17 protein-coding genes are annotated in these 19,369 nt (G+C 58.5%); 6 read left to right on the top strand and 11 right to left on the bottom strand.

All coding sequences use genetic code 11. The annotated features are described in order from the left end of the window. Position 1 precedes the first annotated feature (1 nt). Complete coding sequence (locus tag NW816_RS05765; protein WP_414408539.1) at positions 2-934, bottom strand: bifunctional riboflavin kinase/FAD synthetase; 933 nt, start codon at positions 932-934, stop codon at positions 2-4. A 33-nt stretch (positions 935-967) separates the two neighbouring features. Beyond that, positions 968-1,453 (bottom strand): CGLD27 family protein, encoded by a 486-nt coding sequence (locus NW816_RS05760; RefSeq protein ID WP_011433781.1) that lies wholly within the window; start codon positions 1,451-1,453, stop codon positions 968-970. Positions 1,454-1,637: 184 nt separating this feature from the next. Between NW816_RS05760 and NW816_RS05755 the strand changes: the two genes are divergently transcribed. After that, positions 1,638-2,657 carry an FHA domain-containing protein gene (locus NW816_RS05755; protein ID WP_414408538.1) on the top strand — a complete coding sequence of 340 codons (1,020 nt, stop codon included), beginning with the start codon at positions 1,638-1,640 and terminating at the stop codon, positions 2,655-2,657. Between the two features lie 107 nt (positions 2,658-2,764). Further along, positions 2,765-3,202: an oxalurate catabolism protein HpxZ gene (hpxZ, locus tag NW816_RS05750; protein ID WP_414408537.1), complete on the top strand. Its 438-nt coding sequence runs from the start codon at positions 2,765-2,767 to the stop codon at positions 3,200-3,202. Here hpxZ and NW816_RS05745 read toward each other — a convergent pair. Then, a complete protein-coding gene (locus NW816_RS05745; protein ID WP_414332294.1) occupies positions 3,154-4,266 on the bottom strand; it encodes an ATP-dependent 6-phosphofructokinase in 1,113 nt (370 codons plus the stop codon). The genes hpxZ and NW816_RS05745 overlap by 49 nt on opposite strands. A 481-nt stretch (positions 4,267-4,747) precedes the next feature. Between NW816_RS05745 and NW816_RS05740 the strand changes: the two genes are divergently transcribed. Further along, on the top strand, positions 4,748-5,107 hold the full coding sequence (locus NW816_RS05740) for a pentapeptide repeat-containing protein (protein ID WP_414408536.1): 360 nt from the start codon (positions 4,748-4,750) through the stop codon (positions 5,105-5,107). Between the two features lie 29 nt (positions 5,108-5,136). Here the strand turns inward: NW816_RS05740 and coaD are convergent, their stop codons facing one another. The 4 genes from coaD to bchB all read right to left on the bottom strand — a co-directional run bounded on the left by coaD (position 5,137) and on the right by bchB (position 8,630). Continuing rightward, positions 5,137-5,616, bottom strand: a complete 480-nt coding sequence (coaD, locus tag NW816_RS05735; RefSeq protein WP_414355759.1) for a pantetheine-phosphate adenylyltransferase — start codon at positions 5,614-5,616, stop codon at positions 5,137-5,139. A gap of 20 nt (positions 5,617-5,636) precedes the next feature. Continuing rightward, positions 5,637-5,972 carry a divalent-cation tolerance protein CutA gene (gene cutA, locus NW816_RS05730; protein WP_414384006.1) on the bottom strand — a complete coding sequence of 112 codons (336 nt, stop codon included), beginning with the start codon at positions 5,970-5,972 and terminating at the stop codon, positions 5,637-5,639. A 66-nt stretch (positions 5,973-6,038) separates the two neighbouring features. Beyond that, the gene (gene galE / locus NW816_RS05725) at positions 6,039-7,043 is read right to left on the bottom strand and encodes a UDP-glucose 4-epimerase GalE (protein ID WP_414408535.1); all 1,005 of its coding nucleotides are present in this window, start codon (positions 7,041-7,043) and stop codon (positions 6,039-6,041) included. 54 nt (positions 7,044-7,097) lie between these two features. Then, positions 7,098-8,630, bottom strand: a complete 1,533-nt coding sequence (gene bchB / locus NW816_RS05720; RefSeq protein ID WP_414408534.1) for a ferredoxin:protochlorophyllide reductase (ATP-dependent) subunit B — start codon at positions 8,628-8,630, stop codon at positions 7,098-7,100. 664 nt (positions 8,631-9,294) lie between these two features. Between bchB and NW816_RS05715 the strand changes: the two genes are divergently transcribed. After that, entirely contained in the window at positions 9,295-9,597 is a 303-nt protein-coding gene (locus NW816_RS05715; RefSeq protein WP_414408533.1) for a Mo-dependent nitrogenase C-terminal domain-containing protein, read from the top strand. A gap of 533 nt (positions 9,598-10,130) precedes the next feature. Here NW816_RS05715 and psbA read toward each other — a convergent pair. The 4 genes from psbA to NW816_RS05695 form a co-directional block, all read right to left on the bottom strand. Beyond that, the gene (psbA, locus tag NW816_RS05710) at positions 10,131-11,195 is read right to left on the bottom strand and encodes a photosystem II q(b) protein (RefSeq protein ID WP_414351839.1); all 1,065 of its coding nucleotides are present in this window, start codon (positions 11,193-11,195) and stop codon (positions 10,131-10,133) included. A gap of 106 nt (positions 11,196-11,301) precedes the next feature. Next, a complete protein-coding gene (locus tag NW816_RS05705) occupies positions 11,302-13,845 on the bottom strand; it encodes a UPF0182 family protein (protein ID WP_414408532.1) in 2,544 nt (847 codons plus the stop codon). Positions 13,846-13,849: 4 nt separating this feature from the next. Next, the gene (locus NW816_RS05700; protein WP_414408531.1) at positions 13,850-15,292 is read right to left on the bottom strand and encodes a TIGR03279 family radical SAM protein; all 1,443 of its coding nucleotides are present in this window, start codon (positions 15,290-15,292) and stop codon (positions 13,850-13,852) included. Between the two features lie 108 nt (positions 15,293-15,400). Next, positions 15,401-15,685, bottom strand: coding sequence for a DUF2103 domain-containing protein (locus NW816_RS05695; RefSeq protein WP_414408530.1), 285 nt, complete (start codon positions 15,683-15,685; stop codon positions 15,401-15,403). A gap of 77 nt (positions 15,686-15,762) precedes the next feature. Here NW816_RS05695 and NW816_RS05690 point away from each other — a divergent pair, with 77 nt between their 5' ends. After that, the gene (locus NW816_RS05690) at positions 15,763-16,464 is read left to right on the top strand and encodes a molybdenum cofactor guanylyltransferase (protein WP_414408529.1); all 702 of its coding nucleotides are present in this window, start codon (positions 15,763-15,765) and stop codon (positions 16,462-16,464) included. Positions 16,465-16,496: 32 nt separating this feature from the next. Next, a complete protein-coding gene (locus NW816_RS05685; RefSeq protein ID WP_414408528.1) occupies positions 16,497-18,623 on the top strand; it encodes an NAD(P)/FAD-dependent oxidoreductase in 2,127 nt (708 codons plus the stop codon). Positions 18,624-19,369: the final 746 nt, after the last annotated feature.

Raw genomic sequence — 19,369 nt, 5'->3', positions numbered from 1 at the left:
TTTAGACCATACCCACTTGCTCGGCCAAGCCCAACTGCTGACGAGCCGTTTGGCAATCTTGCTGAATTTGTTGAACCAAGTCTGCCACCGTGGGAAATCTCCGCTCTGTGCGGATAAAGCCCCGTAGCGCCACCCGCACCTCTTGCCCGTAGAGATCTCCTGTCCAATCCAGCAGATGCACCTCGACGGTGTGCTGTAAACCGGCAAAGGTGGGCCGATGGCCGATGTTCATCACCCCAGGCAGAGCTGCCGCAGCAGCAGGCACATCCACCCAAACGCTGTACACCCCATCACGGGGCAAAAACTTCTCCGGAGGCAAGCGGAGGTTGGCGGTGGGAAAGCCCAGTTGTCGGCCCCGCTGATCCCCTTGCACCACCTCTCCCATCAGACGATAGGGGCGACCCAAGAGCGCTTCGGCAGTGGACACCTCCCCGGTCGCCAGGGCAGCTCGAATGCGAGAGCTGCTCACCCGTTCCCCGTTCAGTTTCGCCTCCGGGATCACCTCCACCGGAATGCAGCGCTCGGATCCCCAAGCCTGGAGCGTTTGGGCGTTGCCGGAGCGACGGTGGCCAAAGCAAAAATCCCAACCGACGCTGAGATGGCGAACGCGCAGGCCCTGTTCAAGTACCGTTTGGATAAACTCTTGGGGGGGCTGGCAGGCAAATGCAGGGGTGAAGGGGAGCAGTACCACCTGCTCAAAGCCCATTTGCGCCAACAGATCCAGCTTTTCGGCAGGGGGAGTGAGCAACAGCTGAGGCCGCCTCGTCAAGACTTCCTGGGGATGGGGATGAAAGGTGAGGACAGTACGTACCCCCTGAAGAGAATCTCGAATCGGCTGCAGCACCTTCTGATGGCCCAGATGCAAGCCATCGAAGTTCCCGATGGCCACAGCGGTGGGTCGCAAGGTTTGAGCCAGATCAGAAGTGATGTGCACTGTCCGGGATCCTAAAAACAGCCAACCAACTGCCTACCCCAGAGGCCACAGCAGGGCCACCAACCCACTCAAGCCCACTACGCCCCACAAGCTCCGTCGCAGGCGCTGCAACACAGGATCAATCTGATACCTGACAATCAGCCGATGCTGAGCCAGCTCCTCTTCTGACTTGGCATACATCGCCCCATCGTACCAGCCACTTTCTTCATAGGGAATCTGGGCTTGTACCAAGCGCCGCCGCACATAAGCCCATCCCAAGTAGAGATGGAGCAACACCAGGCCGAGCAAGACATTGGCCCCCAGCACCGACCCAGAGACAAAGTGGCCCCAATCTCCGGCAAAGCTGCTCCAAACCAGCGGGGAAACCGCCAGCACAACAGCTCCCCAAACCCCAAAGATTCGTTTTAAGTAAGGGATCCACCCCAAAGCAGGCCAGGAAAAAGGAAAGGCTTCCCTCAGCTCTGCATATTGCCGGAGCGGCTGTTGCTCAGCGGGAATGGGATGGGAGGGATCCAGCATAGACCTTAACGTATCTACATAAAATGATATCGGTCGGGTTGGCCCCCCGCCAAGCCCATCCTCAGACCTCCATCTCTCGACGAAGACAGCCTAGAAATCCAGCCCAGGCATCTTCCCGATCAACCGAAGGGGAGCGGGGTATCGTATTTATTGAAGTGTGGTCGCGTCTACAACTTATCCCATCATGAGCGTCACGAGCGAATCTGCCGCCACTGCCGCACCCTACGTGATCTTAAAAGAGCCGGATGGCAGCCAGAGGAAACACATTCTCTCGGGAGCGACCGCTTGGACCCTAGGCCGCGATGAAGACAACGCCATCGTCTTGAGCGATCCCAGCGTTTCCCGCCAACATGCCCTGCTGCAATACCTCGACAACAACAGCATCTATCTCATCGATCTGGGCAGCCGCAACGGCTCGTTTGTCAACAATCGCCGCGTCAGCATTCCCACCCTGCTGCAGGATGGGGATCACCTCACCCTTGGACAATCCCAGCTGGAGTTCCACAGCGGATCCCTGGCCAGCTCAGAACCCAGCCCCGCGGCCAAACCTTCGGACACCCTGGTTTTACAAACCCGCTGGCTGATCTCGGTGGCGGTGGTCGATGTGCGAGGGTACGGACAACTGACTCAACAACTGGACGAGCGCCTGCTTTCCCAGGTGATGGGCGATTGGTTCCGGCGGGGTGGGGATATCATTCAGCAGTACGGGGGCACTGTCGATAAATACATTGGCGATGCCATTATGGCCGTTTGGTTCCATGTGCCCCAGGCCAACACCGCTCCCCTGGGAGGAGTTGAAGCGCCGGGAATTCACCTCGATGTGAAGTCGGTTTTGCAGGCCATAGCGAAGCTGTTTCAAATGACCGAGCAACTGAACGGTGAGTTTCCGCTGCCTTCTCCCATTCGTCTGGGGGCAGGGGTTAACACAGGCTCGGCGATCGTGCGCCAGGTGGGCAACAACACCCGCCAAGAATATACGGCTCTGGGAGATACGGTGAATTTGGCCTTTCGCATCGAGAGCGCTACCCGCACCCTCAACGCCGACTTGGCGGTCAGCCAGGACACCTACACCTGCTTGGCCAAACAACTGGGGCAGGCGGCCACCTGCTTCTCGCATCAGGCCGTAGAGCTGAAGGGGTATGCCCACCGCCATCAGGTGTACTACTGCGATGTGCGGTCTTTGCAAGCCGTTCTCAGCCCCTAGATCCTAGAGATGTCTTGCCGCACGATGGGATCCCGCTGTTCTTCCAGAACCTCCTGCTGCTCCTGGAGCCGATAGGATCCCATTTCGATTGCACGAGAGCCCGGCCCATGAGTGTGGTGAATCGCCCCGAGGTGGTGGCAGAGCTAACCGAACTCTACCATCAGTACGAAGCTGCCCTGACGAGCAATGATGTGCCCACCCTAACCCGCCTGTTTTGGGATGGCCCCCAGGTGGTGCGCTTTGGGGTGGGGGAAAATCTCTACGGGGGAGAGGAGATCAAGGCTTTTCGCCAACAGCGCCCTCCCACGAATTTGGCCCGCGAGATGCTGCGTTTGCAGGTGGTCACCTTTGGGGAAGATTGCGGCTCGGTCACCCTAGAGTTTCGCCGCCTGGTGAACGGGATCCCTCGCTTGGGCCGCCAAAGCCAGATGTGGTACAGGTTCCCCGATATCGGCTGGAAGATTGTCTCTGCCCACGTGTCGTTTTTGCCGGAAGATCAGGGGGAAATGCTGCGCAAAAGCTGCGGATCCACCTCGCCCACATAGGTATTCAAGCCAATGGCTGTGGCGATCAAAGCCCCGTCCACCTCCACCCGCCGATACTGGGAGATGGCCTCTGCCAGGGGCACATCCACCACCCGCCGATTTTGCCAGGCCACCATGCGGTCGTATTTGCCTTGGGCGATCAAGTCCACAGCAGCCACCCCAAAGGCTGCTCCCAGCAGGCGATCCAGAGGAGAAGGCGTACCTCCCCGCTGCAGGTGGCCCAAAACCATAACCCGGGTTTCGATGCCGGTGCGCAGGGCGATCTCATTGCCGATGTAATGGCCAATGCCGCCGTAGAGAGACTGCCCCAGGCTGTTGGTGTGGGTCACCGGCTCCCCCGACTCGGTGCGAACCGCCTCTGCCACCACCACAATGCTGAAGTTATTGCCTCGCTCTTTGCGGTCGCGGATTCTTTTGCAGACATTCTCCAGCTTGTAGGGAATTTCCGGGATCAAAATCACATGCGCCCCCCCGGCAATGCCGGCGCTGATGGCAATGTGACCGGCATCCCGCCCCATGACTTCCATGACCATGACTCGGCTGTGGCTGATGGCCGTGTAGGTGAGCTGATCTAGAGCTTCCACAGCCACGCTCAAAGCCGTGTTGAACCCCACCGAGTACTCGGTGGCACCGACATCGTTGTCGATGGTCTTGGGGATCCCGACAAAGTTCCAATCCCCCTGCAGGGCCAGTTGCCGGAGAATGGCCAAGCTGCCATCCCCACCCACCCCAATGAGGGCATCCAACCCAAGCCGGTGGTAGCCGGTGATCACCTCTGCCGAGCGATCCACCAAGCTGCCATCGGGCATAGGGTAGGCGAAGGGGTTGCCTTTGTTCACGGTGCCCAAGATGGTGCCGCCGTAGCGCAAAATGCCGGAAACCCGCTTCACATCCAGCAGCTCCGCCTCCACCGGTCGAGCCATGAGCCCTGCCGTCGCATCTTTGATGCCATAAACTTCCATGTCGTAGTCGCGGGCCCGCCGCACCACTGCTCGAATCACAGCGTTGAGGCCGCCACAATCGCCGCCACTGGTGAGGATCCCGATTCGCTTACGTTTGGGCATAGAGCTCTGGTTGGAGAAAGGTGAACATACTGAACAGAGATATGGGTCTACATCGATTGCAGAGAATCCCTACTCGATACAAGCGACGGATGTGAGCCAGTCGATCATTATCCCGGTTCAGCCGGCCCTGGAGAAACACCCTCTGGCCGAGAGCCTGCTGAAAAAGGAGAAGTTGAGGGATCCATACAACCCAGCAAGATCAGGTCAGCTTGCGCTCCCGGTGGGGCTTGGAGTTGGCGATCAAGCCCAGCCGTTAAGCATCCTTCACAAAAAGGATTAAGAAACATTGCTGCACAAGCTGCCGATTGGGAAAGCCTTCGATATCTCTGAGGATAGATCTTTTCAATCAAAAAGACTTGGGGGCAACGATCCACTCAAAAACTGAAATCATTTGTTAAGCAGGGATGATCAAAACCCGGCCAACCCGATGATAGGGATGAGGATAGAAATAAGGCATCCAGTCTGATTTGGGAGCAGTACCATGACTCAAACCATTGCCCAGTGTGCTCTACAAGGGGCCTCAGAGTTGCTCAGCCGCTACCAGCGGGGAGAGCGCCATTTTCCCCAGTCCTGCTTGGAGTATGCCTTTTTGAGGGGGGTCGATCTGCGAGGGGCCAATCTCGAGGGATCCGATTTGCATGGGGCCAACCTGCGCTACGCCAACCTGCGGGGCAGCAATCTGGCAAAGGCCGACCTGCGCTGTGCCGACCTGCGCTATGCCGACCTTGAGGGAGCCTGCTTGGAAGGAGCCAATTTGAGTGGCTCCCTCTACAATCACAACACCTGTTTCCCGGTGGGGTTTGATCCGGTAACAGCAGGGATGCAGCCCTTTGAGTTCTGATTGCGGAAAGAGATGGGATCCCTGAGCCCTCAGGCCGGGGGAAAGCGCTCCCGCAAATCTCGAATCACCGGAGCGGGCACCAGGTGATCGATGGGGCCGCCCAGCTTGGCGACTTCCTTCACCAGGCTGCTGCTGACAAAACTGTGCTCGCTGGCGGTGGCCAGAAAGAGGGTTTCCAGTTCGGGAGCCAAAAGCTTGTTGGTGTGGGCCATTTGCAGCTCCACATCGAAGTCCGACAAGACTCGCAAGCCGCGCACGATCACCTTTGCCCCCCGTTGACGGGCGTAGGCCACCGTCAGACCTGAAAACGTATCAACCTCAACATTTTTGAGATGGGCCGTGGACAGGCTAATCTGGGCTTGCCGCTGCTCTGGGCTGAACAGAGGGGTTTTGTTGGGGTTTTTCAAGACGGCGACGATTACCTTGGAAAAAAGACGGCTGGCTCGCTCGATAACATCGAGATGTCCAAGGGTAATGGGGTCAAAGCTGCCGGGGTAGAGGGCGATCATGGCCAACCTCGTGCTATTCCTCACCCTACCTGGTCTCGGGCCCAAGCCAAATAGGTTGTGCTCACTTGAGTGGCTGCCAGAGCCAGGATCTCGGGCTCAGCGTAGGGGTGCAGCTCTCGCAGCCGTTGTTCCAGGCGGGGGTAGGCAGTTGCGGGCAATTTGAGCAGGATGAGGAACTCGGCATCGGCCTGCAGGGATCCCTGCCAGCGATAGTAGGACGTGATCCCGGGCAAGACCTGGGCACAGGCCACATAACGTTCGGCCACCAAGGTATGAGCCAAGCGATGGGCCTCGGTTTCGGATCCCACCGTGGTCATGACAACCGCGAGGGTATCGGGTGTGATCTTGTCGTCCATGCGGGGCGGGGAAGTTGTTAGCCGGGCGGTTTCTCCCTATCCTATCGCCCGCCGGGCTAGGCGTTCCTAGCTCACCGAGGGCTTGGCTTTCCCAAAGTAGGGTCGCTTCTGGTGCCAGCGCCAGGCAGTTTGAATGATCTCGGCCAGGTCGGTGTAGAGAGGTTTCCAGTTGAGATCCCGAAAGATGGCGCCGGCATCGCCCACCAAGCGCGGGGGATCCCCAGGGCGGCGCGCCCCCATTTGCATGGGGATCTGTCTTCCGGTCACGGCTGCTGCGGTGGCAATGACCTCTTTGACGGAAAAGCCTTGGCCATTGCCCAGGTTGTAGGCTGGTTGTATGGGCCGGCCAGAGGCCAGCGCTTCTATTGCCAACACGTGGGCTTGCGCCAGGTCGGTGACATGGATGTAGTCTCGGATACAGGTGCCATCGGGGGTATCGTAGTCCTCTCCAAAGACCGTGATGTGGGGACGTTGGCCTCCGGCGACCTCCAACACCAAGGGGATCAAGTGGGTTTCCGGGTCGTGGGCCTCCCCAATTTCGCCATCGGGATCGGCTCCGGCGGCATTGAAGTAGCGCAGGCTAATGGATCGGATCCCGTGGGCAACCTGGAAATCTCGCAAGATCTGCTCCACCATCAGCTTGCTCTGGCCGTAGGGGTTGATGGGACGTTGCGGATGACTTTCGGGAATAGGGATCCGCTCTGGCACCCCGTAAGTGGCACAGGTGCTGGAGAACACCAGGTAAGGGATCCCGTGATCTCGCATGGCCTCCAGCAAGTTCAGGGATCCGGCCACGTTGTTGCGGTAGTATTTGCCGGGATCCTTCACCGACTCGCCCACATAGGCATAGGCGGCAAAGTGGATCACCCCTTCCGGGCGATAGTGTTGGATGACTTGATCAAGCCGCTTCCGGTCGGCAAGATCCCCAATCTCCAACGGCCCCCAGCGAACTGCCCAGGGGTGCCCGTAAACCAAGTTGTCGTAAGCAATGGGGAGATGGCCAGAGGCCGCCAGAGCTTTGCAAGTGTGGCTGCCGATGTAGCCCGCCCCGCCGGTAACCAGGAGACGCATACGCCAGCTTAGATAGGGATCGCACCCAGGATAAAGGCTGCCGACGGGATCCCTTCAAGCTCCAAAAGCTTCTTTGGCAGCGTACATAACCTCCACACCGATCTCGGTCAAGCCCCGTTCGCGGGCAAATTTTTCGGTGTTGCGTTTAACCTTGCCGCGCACAAAGCCGGGCACCTTGTTCAGTTCGGCTTGGGCTTCCCGCGTCCAGACGAGGTCGGAATCGGCGCTCAGGCTCTTGTGGATTGCCTCTTTGGTGTCGTGGCCACCGAAGATTTCCAGCAGATGATCCTCCATGCCCAAGGTAAAGGAGTTGTAGATCAAATCAACAATTTGGTTGGCGCCCTCATAGCCCAAAAAGGGCTTGTAGCCGATGGGAAAATCCTGCACGTGGATGGGAGCAGAGATGACCCCACAAGGGATCCGCAGCCGTTTGCCCACATGCCGCTCCATCTGGGTGCCGAAAATCGCGGCAGGTTCCGCCTGGGCAATGGCGTCCGCCACGCGGGTGTGGTCCTCTGTCATCAAGACCTGATCGCAATATTCCCCCACCTCTGCCTGGAACCACTCTCCATCGTAGGTGCAATAGCTGCCCGCCCACACCACGTGGATCCCCATCTCGCGGGCCAGGATTTTGGTGATGGCCGCCGCGTGGGTGGAATCCCCGAAGACCACCGCTTTTTTGCCGGTTAGGTTTTGGCAGTCGATGGAGCGGGAAAACCAGGCCGCTTGGGAAATGTGCAGCGTTTGCTCCTGGATGTAGGCTTCATAATCGACAGGGATCCCTTGCTCATTCAGGATCTTCTGGATCTGGCGGATGAAGCGAGCCGTTTCCACCACCCCCATCGGGGTGATCTCAATGTAAGGCATGCCGAATTCCTGCTGCAGATAGCGAGCTGTCATCGGCCCCAGCTCCCGGTAGGGCACCACATTAAACCAAGCCCGCCCCAGGTGTTTGAGATCGTGGACACTGGCCCCTTGCGGGATCACCAGGTTGAGCTGGATCCCCAGATCCCGCAGCAGCACCTTCAGCTCCCGCAGATCATGGGCATTGTGAAACCCTAGGGTGGAAATGCCAAGGATGTTACAGGAAGGCCGCTCCGTCTTTTGGGGCAGGCCGTCTAACTCCCCGCTTTTGCGAGCTTTGGTGATATAGAACTCCACAATCTGCTGCAGGGTGCGATCCGCTGCCTGCAATTCGTTAACCCGGTAGTGGTTGACATCTGCCAGCACCACATCGCAGCGACTGGCCAACTGGGCCTGCCGGACAAAGTGATGCAGATCTTCCTGCAAAATGCTAGAGGTGCAGGTGGGGGTGACGACGATCAGATCCGGCTGCTCCTCGCCGTCTTTGCGGACGATGTTGCGAATCACCTTTTCGTCGGATCCCCGCGCCAACACCTGCCGGTCAACGACGCTGGTGGTTACCGGAGTAAAATCCCGCTCTCGCTCCAACATGGAACGCATCACGTTGAAATAGTCGTCTCCCAGAGGAGCGTGCATGATGCTGTGAACGTTTTTGAAGGAGCTGGCCACCCGCAGCGTGCCGATATGGGCAGGGCCAGCGTACATCCAATAGGCCAATTTCATGGGCAGCCTCTCAAGAAAGCCAGAGACAAAATCAAGGATCCCAACCCACCGCCGGATGTGCACCCGCTGGGAATCTCTCCTGGCATTGTAGAACGCTCAGCAGCCGGCATCCCTTGGCTGTTATCCTCCGTAACTCCCAACCGAGACGCTCCCAAGCCAAACTCGATCAAAAGAAAAACAACCCTGCCAAGGCAAGTGTGATTACGGGGATCCCCCTACTCCGCCCAAAGGGCTTGTTCCATCCTAGAAATAGGAGCGATGGATACCCATCTGGCTCCAGAGCCCAAGCTGAGGAACTTCAGGGATCCTGACAGGGAATCGGCTGGTGGACAAGAGCAGAGGAGTTTTTGTATTTTTCGTTACATGTTAACTTTTGGAGACAAAACATGTAGCTCTACAACGTTGAGCAGAGATTCTTGTTTACAGAAGCAAGCTTTCCGTTGGAGAAGGCAGACTAACAGAGGGAAGAGAGATGGCTAATGTTTCCCTGAATACAAACTCGACACAAAGCATAAGAATTGTCGATTATTGACGATTTCATGCGCCGTAATCGATCAAAGGTTGCTCCTTCTTCAAAGGTAAAGGTGTGAGGTGAAAGCTTATGGGTTCCACAACGATTTCTTGGCAACGTGCTCGCAGAGCTCCTCAGGAGCTGACCGGTTCCATGACTTCCGTGCACTTCAAACCTACAACTCACCTGCGCGACTGGTTGCAGGCTCCATTGCGACCCATCCAATCGGCTATCGATAACTTCAGCATCCGCGATCCCCGCTTGGCCCACTTCCTTTGCCGGTGGATCCCGGCCCGCTGCCCCTTTGAGCGAGATGTGGTGCTGTTTGGCCATAAGGTGATGCACATTCCGCCCATGTGTAAGCTCAACCCCCTCTACGACCAGGTGGCAGGGCTGCGCTTCCGGGCCTTGTCGTTTTTGGCGGAGCGAGGAGAAGACATTAGCCGTTATGTGTAGGATAGGGGAACGCGGTCAATTCTGGCGGGGATCAGGATTGGGGCAACTACATTTTAGTAGTTGCAAATCCTCAAGCAACTGGGGTATGTCTGCCTAGATAATGGAGTCTGGATAATTGAGTTATAGTCGCTTCAGGTTAGGGTGAGACGCCCAGGCCATTGAGAGAAGCCTTCTGGCTCTATGAATTCAACGTTTTGGGTGCGGGTGCAGTGTCCTAGTTTGAGCGGAAACCAAGGACTCCGTCCCGCTGTCGCGAGGGGATGTGACACCACTTGCCCATTGCTGTCGGTGTAGAAGCTGGCCAGACCCACATCCAACCCCACTACCTGGCCGGTGTACCCTGCCTGCTCTACCCACACCTAAGGCCTTGAATGCACCTGATCGTGGGGCCTTTCTTGGCAGCCCAGGCATCTCGCCCTAAACTGAAACGGCTATGGATGCAACTTCACTGTTGCCGCCAGGGAAACAACAAGAAAATCCCCCAGCATTCGCCAGGGGATCGTCTGCTTTTGTCAAGCCGTCAGGTCAGACCATCAGCCACGCACCGCAGGCGCCACTTCCACCGCCGCCAAGTCCAGCGGGAAATTGTGCGCATTCCGCTCGTGCATCACTTCCATCCCCAGGTTGGCACGGTTCAACACGTCTGCCCAGGTCCCCACCACTCGACCGTTACTGTCCACAATCGATTGGTTGAAGTTGAACCCGTTCAGGTTGAACGCCATAATGCTGATCCCCAGCGCCGTAAACCAGATCCCCACCACCGGCCACGCCGCCAGGAAAAAGTGCAGGCTCCGGCTGTTGTTGAACGACGCATACTGGAAAATCAACCGGCCAAAATACCCGTGCGCCGCCACAATGTTGTAGGTCTCTTCCTCTTGCCCAAACTTGTACCCCAGGTTCTGGGACTCCTCTTCCGAGGTCTCCCGAATCAGGGTGGAGGTCACCAGCGACCCGTGCATGGCGCTAAACAACGCCCCACCAAACACGCCGGCCACCCCCAACTGGTGGAACGGGTGCATCAGGATGTTGTGCTCCGCTTGAAACACCAGCATGAAGTTGAAGGTGCCCGAAATCCCCAAGGGCATCCCGTCCGAAAACGACCCCTGCCCAATCGGGTAAATCAAAAACACTGCTGTGGCCGCTGCCACCGGCGCCGAGTAGGCCACCGCAATCCAGGGACGCATCCCCAGCCGGTAGCTCAGCTCCCACTCCCGGCCCATGTAGCAGAACACCCCAATCAAAAAGTGCAGCACAATCAGTTGGTAGGGGCCGCCGTTGTACAGCCACTCATCCAGTGAGGCGGCTTCCCAAATCGGGTAAAAGTGCAGGCCAATGGCTGCTGAAGAGGGCACCACAGCCCCAGAAATGATGTTGTTCCCGTACAGCAAAGAACCAGAAACAGGCTCGCGAATCCCGTCGATGTCCACCGGCGGAGCCCCAATGAAGGCGATGATAAAGCAGGTGGTGGCAGTCAGCAGGGTGGGAATCATCAGCACCCCAAACCAGCCAATGTAAAGGCGGTTATCGGTGGAGGTGACCCACTCGCAGAACTGCTCCCACACGTTGCTGGTTGAGCGACGTTGGATAACAGTAGTCATGAGAACAAACTTCCCTGAGGAAGTGCGAAGATTGACACCCTAACCTTAAAACATCCGTTAAGTTTCGTCAACCACCCAATACAAAAATGAGAAGGGATCCCCTTCTCTATCGGCTGCCCCTCGGCAGAAAGAGGGCTTCTAAGGCCTGGCCGAGAGTCGGTTCCATCACCACCCGGTCTTCGTAGGCGGCGATCACCCGGGTGAGCTGAGGCAAGCGGCCCTGTTCTGCTTCGATGTAAAGGGGCTGAACATAGAGCAAAGAAGTCTCGATAGGAATGACCAGCAGCGTGCCCAGGTTCACCCGCGACCCATGCTGGTTCCAGAGGGAAATTTGCTCGGAGATTAAGGGATCCTGATTGACCCGTGCTTCCACCTGTTCCGGGCCATAGATGAGCCGTTGCTTGGAAAACTCGTACACCAGGAGCTTGCCGTAGTTTTCCCCGTCGCAGCGGGCCGCTATCCAAGCCACCATGTTCTGCTTGTTAACAGGGGCATAGGGGGAGAGGAGGACGAACTCAGGAGTGTGGTTTGCAACCCCTTGGGGATCCCTCGGCAAGGTGAGAATGAGATACTGCGGCTGCATGGGAATGCGCCGTCGATTGCGGAACTGGCCGGGGATCTGCCATTGATCCTCGCGGTTGTAGAAGAGGCGGGGATCCGTCATGTGGTAGGTGGCAAACTGCTGCGCTTGCAGGCGGAAGAGGTCTTGGGGATAGCGGATGTGTTGCCGCAGCGGCTCCGGCATTGCCTCCAGAGGCTTGAAGAGGGTGGGGTAGATGCGGGCGTAGGCTTGGATGAGGGGATCCCGAGGGTCGGCAATGTACCAATCGATGCTGCCGTTGTAGGCGTCCATCACCGCCTTGACCGAGTTGCGGATGTAGTTGAAGGGAAAGCCGGGCAGGTGCTCCGAGTAGGGGTAGCGGCTGCTGGTGGTATAGGCATCGAAAAACCAGTAGAGCTTGCCGCCTTGAATGACCAGGTAGGGATCCCGGTCGTAGAGCAAAAAGGGCATCACCCGACGGATGCGCTCGCGGATTTGGCGGCGATAGAGAAAGCGGGTGGTAGAAGATAGCTCGCGGCTGAGAAGGATGCGCAGATCGCCAAAATGCCAGGCGTAGAGAAACCGCTGCCAGAGGTGGGGAATGGGCACGCCACCGCTGCCCCGGTAGCTGCTGTACACATAGCGCTCTGCTGCAGGGTAGTCCAACTCCCGCGCCTCAGCGCCCACGAAAACATCGGTGGTGGTCAGCTCGCCATAGTAGAGGGCCGGCTGCTCCACCCGCAAGACGGAGGCCACCTCAGGGTAGCGAGGAGAAACCCGCGGCGGAATATCCGATAGGAAAAAATCCGGCAGGCCTTCAGGGGTCACCACATTCACCGGGCTGAGGGTGAGGCCATAGCCGTGGGTGTAGAAAAACCGCCGGTTAACCCAGGTTTGGGCGGCGGGGGGCACCTGGGCAAAGTCCAGCTCGCGGGCGGCATGCATAACTTGGCGCAATTCTCCCCCAATGCGGTAGCGATCCACATTCACATAGGGAAATTGGTAGTAGGGGCGGATTTCTTGCAGTTGGCGGTAGGTGGCCAATAGGGGATCCGCATCCCAGAGGCGCACGTTGCTCAGGATGGGTTGATTCTGCTGCAGGATCTCCCAGGTCAGGGATCCCTCTTCTGGGAAAGGGTGCACTTCCACCTGGCTAAGGCCAAAACCGGCGCGGGTAAAGCGGATGTTGTGCTCGATGTAAGGGCGTTCCAGCTCCAGCTCGTTGGGGGCCACCAAGAAAGTTTGCACCAGTTGGGGGTAAAGTTGGGTGGTCAGCAGCCCAAACCCCAGGTAGGCTCCCCAGAGGATGGCCGGCGCCAGGAGAGAGCTGGCCCAGGAAGGGCACCAGGACTTGAGGAAAGGAAGGTTGAGGCGGATCCCCTGGCGGGCCAAAGCCCAGAATCCCACCGCCGTCAGGCCTGCCACCCCGCTCATCAAGGTCGTGGCCGGCAAGGTTGCATGCACATCGGCAAAACCGGCCCCAAACACAACGCCGCGGGTGGAATAGAGCAGCTCGTAGCGCTCCAGCCAATGGCCCCAGGCGCGAATGAGAAACAGGGATCCCCCCAAGATCAGCAGGTGCCGCTGGGCATAGAGAGAGAGGGCCAAGGTCAGCCGTTGCTCGGAAAGCCCCAGCTCCACCAAGTAGATGAGGACAACGGTAACCAAGGTGAGCAGCACCAGGTTGAAGCACCAATGCTGCAGCGTCTCCCAGAAAGGCAGGCTGAAGAGAAAAAAGCCGAGATCGCGGTTGAAAATGGGATCCGACTCCCCGACGGGCCCCTGGTTGAGCCAGAGCAACAGCGTGAACCAGTGATTGGAAAGAGACCAAGCAAAGAAAACACTCAAACCTGTGGCAATCGCCCAGGCCCCAGCCAAGGTTGCCCCCCGCCAGCAGGAGCAGATGTTGGATCCCGTCACCGCCAGGGCAAAGAGGAAAGCGCCCAGGCCCAGCCCCCAGCGGGCAATCACCCGCGTCCACAGCACCGGCAGGGCATTCAGCTCGGCAAACCAGGCCAGATCTACGTAGAAAGCCGCCAAGCCCGTGATGGCCAGGATCCCCAGCCCCACCCCCAGCAGCAGAAACAATCCTCGCCGCAACCTCTGCATCGCCTCAGGATCCTCGGCTCAAAGCTGTTCTTGGTCGCGTCAGCGGTGCAGTTTCCCTTCGCCCGAGCGTTGCGGAACAACACAGGGTGCCGTAGGCATAGCCCTGTTCTAGCTGTTGCACCGCCTGCACCAAGCCTGCCGGCCCGCCGTCCACCCGCACCACCGGGATCCCCACCTGGGCCTGCACCTCTTGCCAGGTCAGATCGTCCAAAAAGCGCTCCCCATCCTTAAGGGCAATCTGAGGTAGCAGCAGCCCATCGTAGGCCGCCAAGTTTTCAACCGATTTCAAGGCATTCAAGACATCTTGGCCCGTCAGCAGCCCGGTTACCGTCAGGGTTTGTCCCCAAAATTGGCTGGCAATAGGCAAAAGATCCAACTGCAGCCCGCGGATGCGGTTCATCTGCTCCACCACAGGCTGGAAGGCTTGCTCTACGGCATTGCCCACCACCCACAGAACCTTGAGGGGAGAAGGGAGCTCAGGCGGCAGTTTGAGCTGCTCGAACTGGCTGAGGAAAAGCCGCAGGGAGCCTACCCCGTTCCCCAGCTGCGGGTAATCTTCATAGTGCTCTGCCGGTGGCAGTTCCCGCCCGGCCAGCAGATACCACTCATCGGCCAGCCAGGCAAAGGTGGATCCCAATGTTTGCCGAAACCCGACCTGCAAAGTTTCCACCTGCTGGATCACTTCTCGGGCCTTGGCCGCATCGACAGGAACCAGCTCATCACCAGGGGGGCGAAAGCGCGTCAACCCCACCGGCACCACTGCTGCCGAGAGGACGGTGGGGATCCCGTCTACGGGCCGGCGAAAGGCGGCCAAATCGAGGAGTGTGCGGGTGAGGTGATCCCCATCGTTCCAGCCTGGGCAGACCACCACCTGTGCGTGCAGTTGCAAGCGATGCTGGCGAAACCAGGCCAACTGCTCCAAAATCAGGCCAGCCCGCGGGTTTTTGAGCAAGCGGCTGCGCAGCTCCGGGTCGGTAGCATGCACTGACACGTAGAGGGGAGAAAGGCGCAGGCGAGCGATGCGCTCCCATTCGGCAGCAGGCAAGTTGGTGAGGGTGAGGTAGCTGCCGTAGAGAAAGCTGAGGCGGTAGTCGTCGTCCTTGAGGTGCAGCGTTGCCCGCATTTCCGGAGGTTGTTGGTCGATGAAGCAAAAGGGGCAAGCGTTGGCGCACTGGATCAGGCCATCGAACAGGGCTGTCTCAAACTCTAGCCCCAGATCCTCGTCGATTCCCTTCTCCAGCTCAACTGTGCGCGGGATCCCTTGGCTATTCAAGATCTCCAGGCTTACACACTCCTCAGCGATCAGGAAGCGGTAGTCGATGAGATCGCGGGGGCGTTCGCCGTTGATGCTGACCAGGGCCTCTCCAGGTTGGATGCCCACTTCTGCTGCCAGGGATCCGGGTAAAACAGCGCTGATACGGGCGGGCTTGAGACTAGCACGAGACATAGCTAACTCATCCTCAACTGATGTGCCATTTGCCCCAGCAGGACGAAGTTCTGGGTCGGGACAGCGTTGCGGAGCAATAACGAGGCTCGGTTGACTACAAACAGTTGACTACAAACAGCGGAGAATAGCCGCCTCTAGCTCGGTTTGGCTGAGATCTGTTACCACAAACACCTCTTGCACGCTGCTTTCCTTGCGGGCCACCAGCTTGTACCCGCCCCGGATCGGCACCGAAACCCGCAACTGCAACTGGGGGATCCGCCCACGGCTGCAGGACAAAGCGCCCGGCGTCACGGTTTTAATGCCCGCCTGCCGGGTCAGGCGTTCCAAAACAGGGATCAACCCTGAGATGTGGGTGGAGTGGTTCCAAACCAGACGACCAGAGGGCTCAGACATAGCGGCTAGAGTGAGGAGAGGATGGGATCCCTATCCTATTCCTCCACAAATACCTGCTGCTCGTTGTGGAAAACTGGATGTCCAAAATGCCTGAAGATTCCCCGCCTGCGGTCGTGGCTCTGATCTTGGCCGGGGGCAACAGCCGCCGCATGGGATCCGACAAAGCCCTGGTGCTTTGGGATGGGATCCCCCTGCTGCGACGGGTGGCTCAGGTGGCAGCAGCCTGCGCCGACGCGGTTTACATCCTCACCCCCTGGCCGGAGCGCTATGCGCCGGTGGTGGATCCCGGTTGGCACCTCTGGCGGGAAAACGTTCCCCCCCTGGTCGGGCAAGACCCACGTGGTCGGGACAGCATTGCGGAGCAACACCGAGGCCCGCTGCTGGCCTTTCAAGAGGGGATCCGGCGGCTACAAACCTTGGCTGCTTCCCCGGAGTGGATCCTGCTGCTGGCCTGCGATCTGCCCTGCTTGCAGGAGCAGGTTCTTGGGGATTGGCGACAGCGCCTTGCCGCCCTGCCCCCTCAGACGGTGGCCGCCCTGCCCAAAAGTCAGCGGGGCTGGGAGCCCCTGTGTGGCTTCTATCGCCTGGCGCAGCTAGGTTCTCTGGAGAGTTTCTTGCAGGCGGGGGGAAGATCCTTTCAGGGCTGGTTGTCCCAGGTGCCAACAGCCATCCTGCCCCTGACCGTTCCCGACAGCGGGACGGAGTCTCTTGAGAGGATGCTCACCAATTGCAATACCCCTGCCGATCTGCAGCTCGGGGAACAACTGGGTAGAGGGTGATCCCCGGGATCGGCAAAGGGAGGGATCCCCTCATGTCACAATGGGTAAAGATTTGCTCGGTTTCTTATCTCGGCGCCGTGCTTACTTCCCTTTACTACCGCGAGATCCCTTGCCCCGATAGTGCTCAAGTGCTGCGCTGGCTACAGGAGTGTATCCCCCTGCCCCAAGGCAGCCAGAAGGTTCTTACCCCCACGGGCCTGCGCCTACAGGGATCCGGCGCTGAGCTGGCCCTTTTCTTGTGGTCGGGGCTGAACACTACCTATCTCAAGGTGTTCCAGTGGTCGGAACAGCCCTTCCCCCGCCAAGCTCGCTGGCTGAGAGAGCTGGAACAGGCCATCCAAAGCCAATTTCCCCACCGCTACCCGCAGTTGCCCCAGATCGATTTGAACCGGGGATCCATCTTCGATCAGCTTGAGCCTTTCTACCCGCAAACGGTGAAGTATTTTCGCCGGATCCCCAATGGAGAATTTGACCTGCAGCGGGTGTACTGGTGGGAAAAGCGCTGGCGGGAAGAAGTACAACATTGCCACGCAGCCCACCGCTCTGCTCAGCCGGTCTTGTTTCGCCAGCCTGCCCCTGAGCCGGCCCCGGTGGAGTGGGATCTGGCCATCGTGGGAGGAGCGCTGGGAGCCATCTATGGAGCGGCCATGGCTCGCTTGGGCTACCGCGTGGCCTTGGTGGAGCGACTCCCTTTTGGCCGCATGAACCGCGAGTGGAACATCTCCCGGCGGGAGCTGCAAACCCTGGTGGATTTGGGCCTTTTGAGCGCCGAGCAGATGGAGAGCTTGATCCTGCGGGAATACACGGATGGGTTCAACAAGTTTTTTGACGGCAATAGCCCGGTTCGCGCTCCCGTTTTGCACACGCCGACGGTACTCAATCTGGCCATTGACGCGGAAAAGCTATTGCAGCTCTGTGGCCAAATTCTCACTTCCTGCGGGGGAGCTATCTACGAGCGCACCGAGTTTCAGCGGGCCTATGTTGGCGAACAAGGCGTCACGCTGGTTTTGAAGGATTTGCCCACCGGCGAGGAGTTTCGGCTGGGATCCCGCCTTGTGGTGGATGCTATGGGAACAGTCTCTCCCATTGCCCAGCAGCTTTACCGCCATCGGGCTTTTGATAGCGTCTGCCCCACGGTGGGGGCTACCATTGCGGGGGGGTTTGAGCCAGGGGTATGGGATCCCCAGTTTGGGGACATTCTGGCCAGCCACGGGGACATCAGCCGCGGTCGGCAACTCATTTGGGAGCTGTTCCCCGGCCCAGGCGAAGATCTCACCTTCTACCTGTTCCACTACCACCAGGTGCATCCAGAAAACCCCGGATCCCTGCTGGAACTGTACGAAGATTTTTTCACTATTCTGCCGGAATACCGCCGCTGCGACCCAGAGCGCTTGCAGTGGAAAAAAGCGACCTTCGGCTATATCCCCGGACGATTTGGCCAGCCCCAGCACTCTGTTGGCGGCAGCGGGACGGAGTTTGACCGGGTGCTGCTTATTGGGGATGCGGCAGCCATGCAATCGCCCCTTAGCTTTACCGGCTTTGGATCCCTGGTGCGCAATTGCCCCCGCCTGTGCGATCTGCTGGATACGGCGCTGCGCCACGACCTGCTCAGGGCGGCGGACTTAGCCCAGATCCGGGCCTACCAGGGCAACTCGGCCGTCACCTGGCTCTTCTCGCGGGGGATGATGGTGCCCACCGGCAAAGTGCTGCCCCCCGAGCGCATCAATGCCACTCTCAACAGCTTTTTCGGCATTCTCGCCACCGAGCCGCCGGAGGTGGTGGACGATTTCATCAAAGACCGGGCTGGCTGGCTGGCCTTTAACCGCATGGCCATCAAAGCTGCCCTGCAAAACCCACGGCTGCTGCTGTGGATCTGGGAGGCCGTAGGGGCCAAAGGCTTTGCCCAGTGGCTACCCACCTACCTCAGCTATACCGGCCTGGTCTTGACTTCTGCTGTGCTGAGGGGCTGGCTCCCAAGGCTGCTGCGCCGCCTACAGCCCTGGCTAGAAGCGCGTTACCCCCGCCTGTGGCTGCGCTGCCTGCAGTGGAGCTACACCCTCACGTATGGGGTAGGGCAGCCGCGCATCCAGTTTCAACTCCCCCCCACTCAAGAAAAGGCCCAAGACGCAATACCGACTTGGGTAGAGGAGAGGGCTTGAGCTGGTGGCGCGGTCGGAGAATGCGGCCACGCCAGTTTTTTGATGCCTGTGCTCTTGCTTGCCCAAATCGCAATCTTCAATGTCTGCAGAAAAGGCAGGCGACAATACAGCCTGTTCACAAACTGGGGGATACAAAAATCGTGTTTACGAGGCTTGACCCCAACGAGGTTTAAAACAAGCAGGTTTATAGTCATTTTAAACAGGACTGAAAGATTCTGTTGTATTGCTTCCTAACTCCTCTCTCCCTTTGGGAGAGGGGTTGGGGGTGAGGGATGACTCCCTCTGGGAGAGGGGCTGGGGGTGGTCGCGGCAGCGGCGCGGAACGCTTGGGGAGTGTCTCAATTAGCCTAGAATGACCATACAACCGTATCCCGTGGTCCCTTAGTGGGCTGTAGTTGTGTAGCTAAAGCCAATTAGCAAAAGATCCCATTGGATGCTAGCAGTCCTCACTTGTGTTTGCTAGCAGCTTTACCTCTTATCTGCACAGATTTCTGCACAGATTATTTACACAGAGCTGAACGAGGGAGTGCCCATCAGGCAAAGCCTTCCTCTGTGGCGCAAAAGTATTTCGCCACGCAGGGATCTGCCTGTCCTTTGCCTTGGCATTTTGCCCAAGTTGAGTATAATCAATACCTAACATCCAGGATCAGATCGAGGATAGTTGGGAAGGGATCCCAACCTTGATTTGGTTTTGAGACTGCTAGCCCCCTTTTTAGAATCTTTCGCAAAAAACTCTGTAGGACTGA

Origin of the sequence: Synechococcus sp. W55.1, assembly GCF_047461655.1 — a bacterium.
In the GTDB taxonomy this organism is placed as follows: domain Bacteria; phylum Cyanobacteriota; class Cyanobacteriia; order Thermostichales; family Thermostichaceae; genus Thermostichus.
This window is presented reverse-complemented; position numbering and strand designations above follow the sequence as displayed.

What these genes read in the sequence shown, in the direction of transcription:
- NW816_RS05760 (WP_011433781.1), bottom strand. Translation starts at nt 1,453, where the DNA reads ATGCTGGATCCCTCCCATCCCATTCCCGCTGAGCAACAGCCGCTCCGG.
- cutA (WP_414384006.1), bottom strand. Translation starts at nt 5,972, where the DNA reads ATGGACGACAAGATCACACCCGATACCCTCGCGGTTGTCATGACCACG.
- NW816_RS05740 (WP_414408536.1), top strand. Translation starts at nt 4,748, where the DNA reads ATGACTCAAACCATTGCCCAGTGTGCTCTACAAGGGGCCTCAGAGTTG.
- NW816_RS05690 (WP_414408529.1), top strand. Translation starts at nt 15,763, where the DNA reads ATGTCCAAAATGCCTGAAGATTCCCCGCCTGCGGTCGTGGCTCTGATC.
- NW816_RS05755 (WP_414408538.1), top strand. Translation starts at nt 1,638, where the DNA reads ATGAGCGTCACGAGCGAATCTGCCGCCACTGCCGCACCCTACGTGATC.
- NW816_RS05745 (WP_414332294.1), bottom strand. Translation starts at nt 4,266, where the DNA reads ATGCCCAAACGTAAGCGAATCGGGATCCTCACCAGTGGCGGCGATTGT.
- NW816_RS05695 (WP_414408530.1), bottom strand. Translation starts at nt 15,685, where the DNA reads ATGTCTGAGCCCTCTGGTCGTCTGGTTTGGAACCACTCCACCCACATC.
- bchB (WP_414408534.1), bottom strand. Translation starts at nt 8,630, where the DNA reads ATGAAATTGGCCTATTGGATGTACGCTGGCCCTGCCCATATCGGCACG.
- NW816_RS05705 (WP_414408532.1), bottom strand. Translation starts at nt 13,845, where the DNA reads ATGCAGAGGTTGCGGCGAGGATTGTTTCTGCTGCTGGGGGTGGGGCTG.
- galE (WP_414408535.1), bottom strand. Translation starts at nt 7,043, where the DNA reads ATGCGTCTCCTGGTTACCGGCGGGGCGGGCTACATCGGCAGCCACACT.
- NW816_RS05715 (WP_414408533.1), top strand. Translation starts at nt 9,295, where the DNA reads ATGACTTCCGTGCACTTCAAACCTACAACTCACCTGCGCGACTGGTTG.
- NW816_RS05685 (WP_414408528.1), top strand. Translation starts at nt 16,497, where the DNA reads ATGTCACAATGGGTAAAGATTTGCTCGGTTTCTTATCTCGGCGCCGTG.
- NW816_RS05700 (WP_414408531.1), bottom strand. Translation starts at nt 15,292, where the DNA reads ATGTCTCGTGCTAGTCTCAAGCCCGCCCGTATCAGCGCTGTTTTACCC.
- coaD (WP_414355759.1), bottom strand. Translation starts at nt 5,616, where the DNA reads ATGATCGCCCTCTACCCCGGCAGCTTTGACCCCATTACCCTTGGACAT.
- hpxZ (WP_414408537.1), top strand. Translation starts at nt 2,765, where the DNA reads ATGAGTGTGGTGAATCGCCCCGAGGTGGTGGCAGAGCTAACCGAACTC.
- psbA (WP_414351839.1), bottom strand. Translation starts at nt 11,195, where the DNA reads ATGACTACTGTTATCCAACGTCGCTCAACCAGCAACGTGTGGGAGCAG.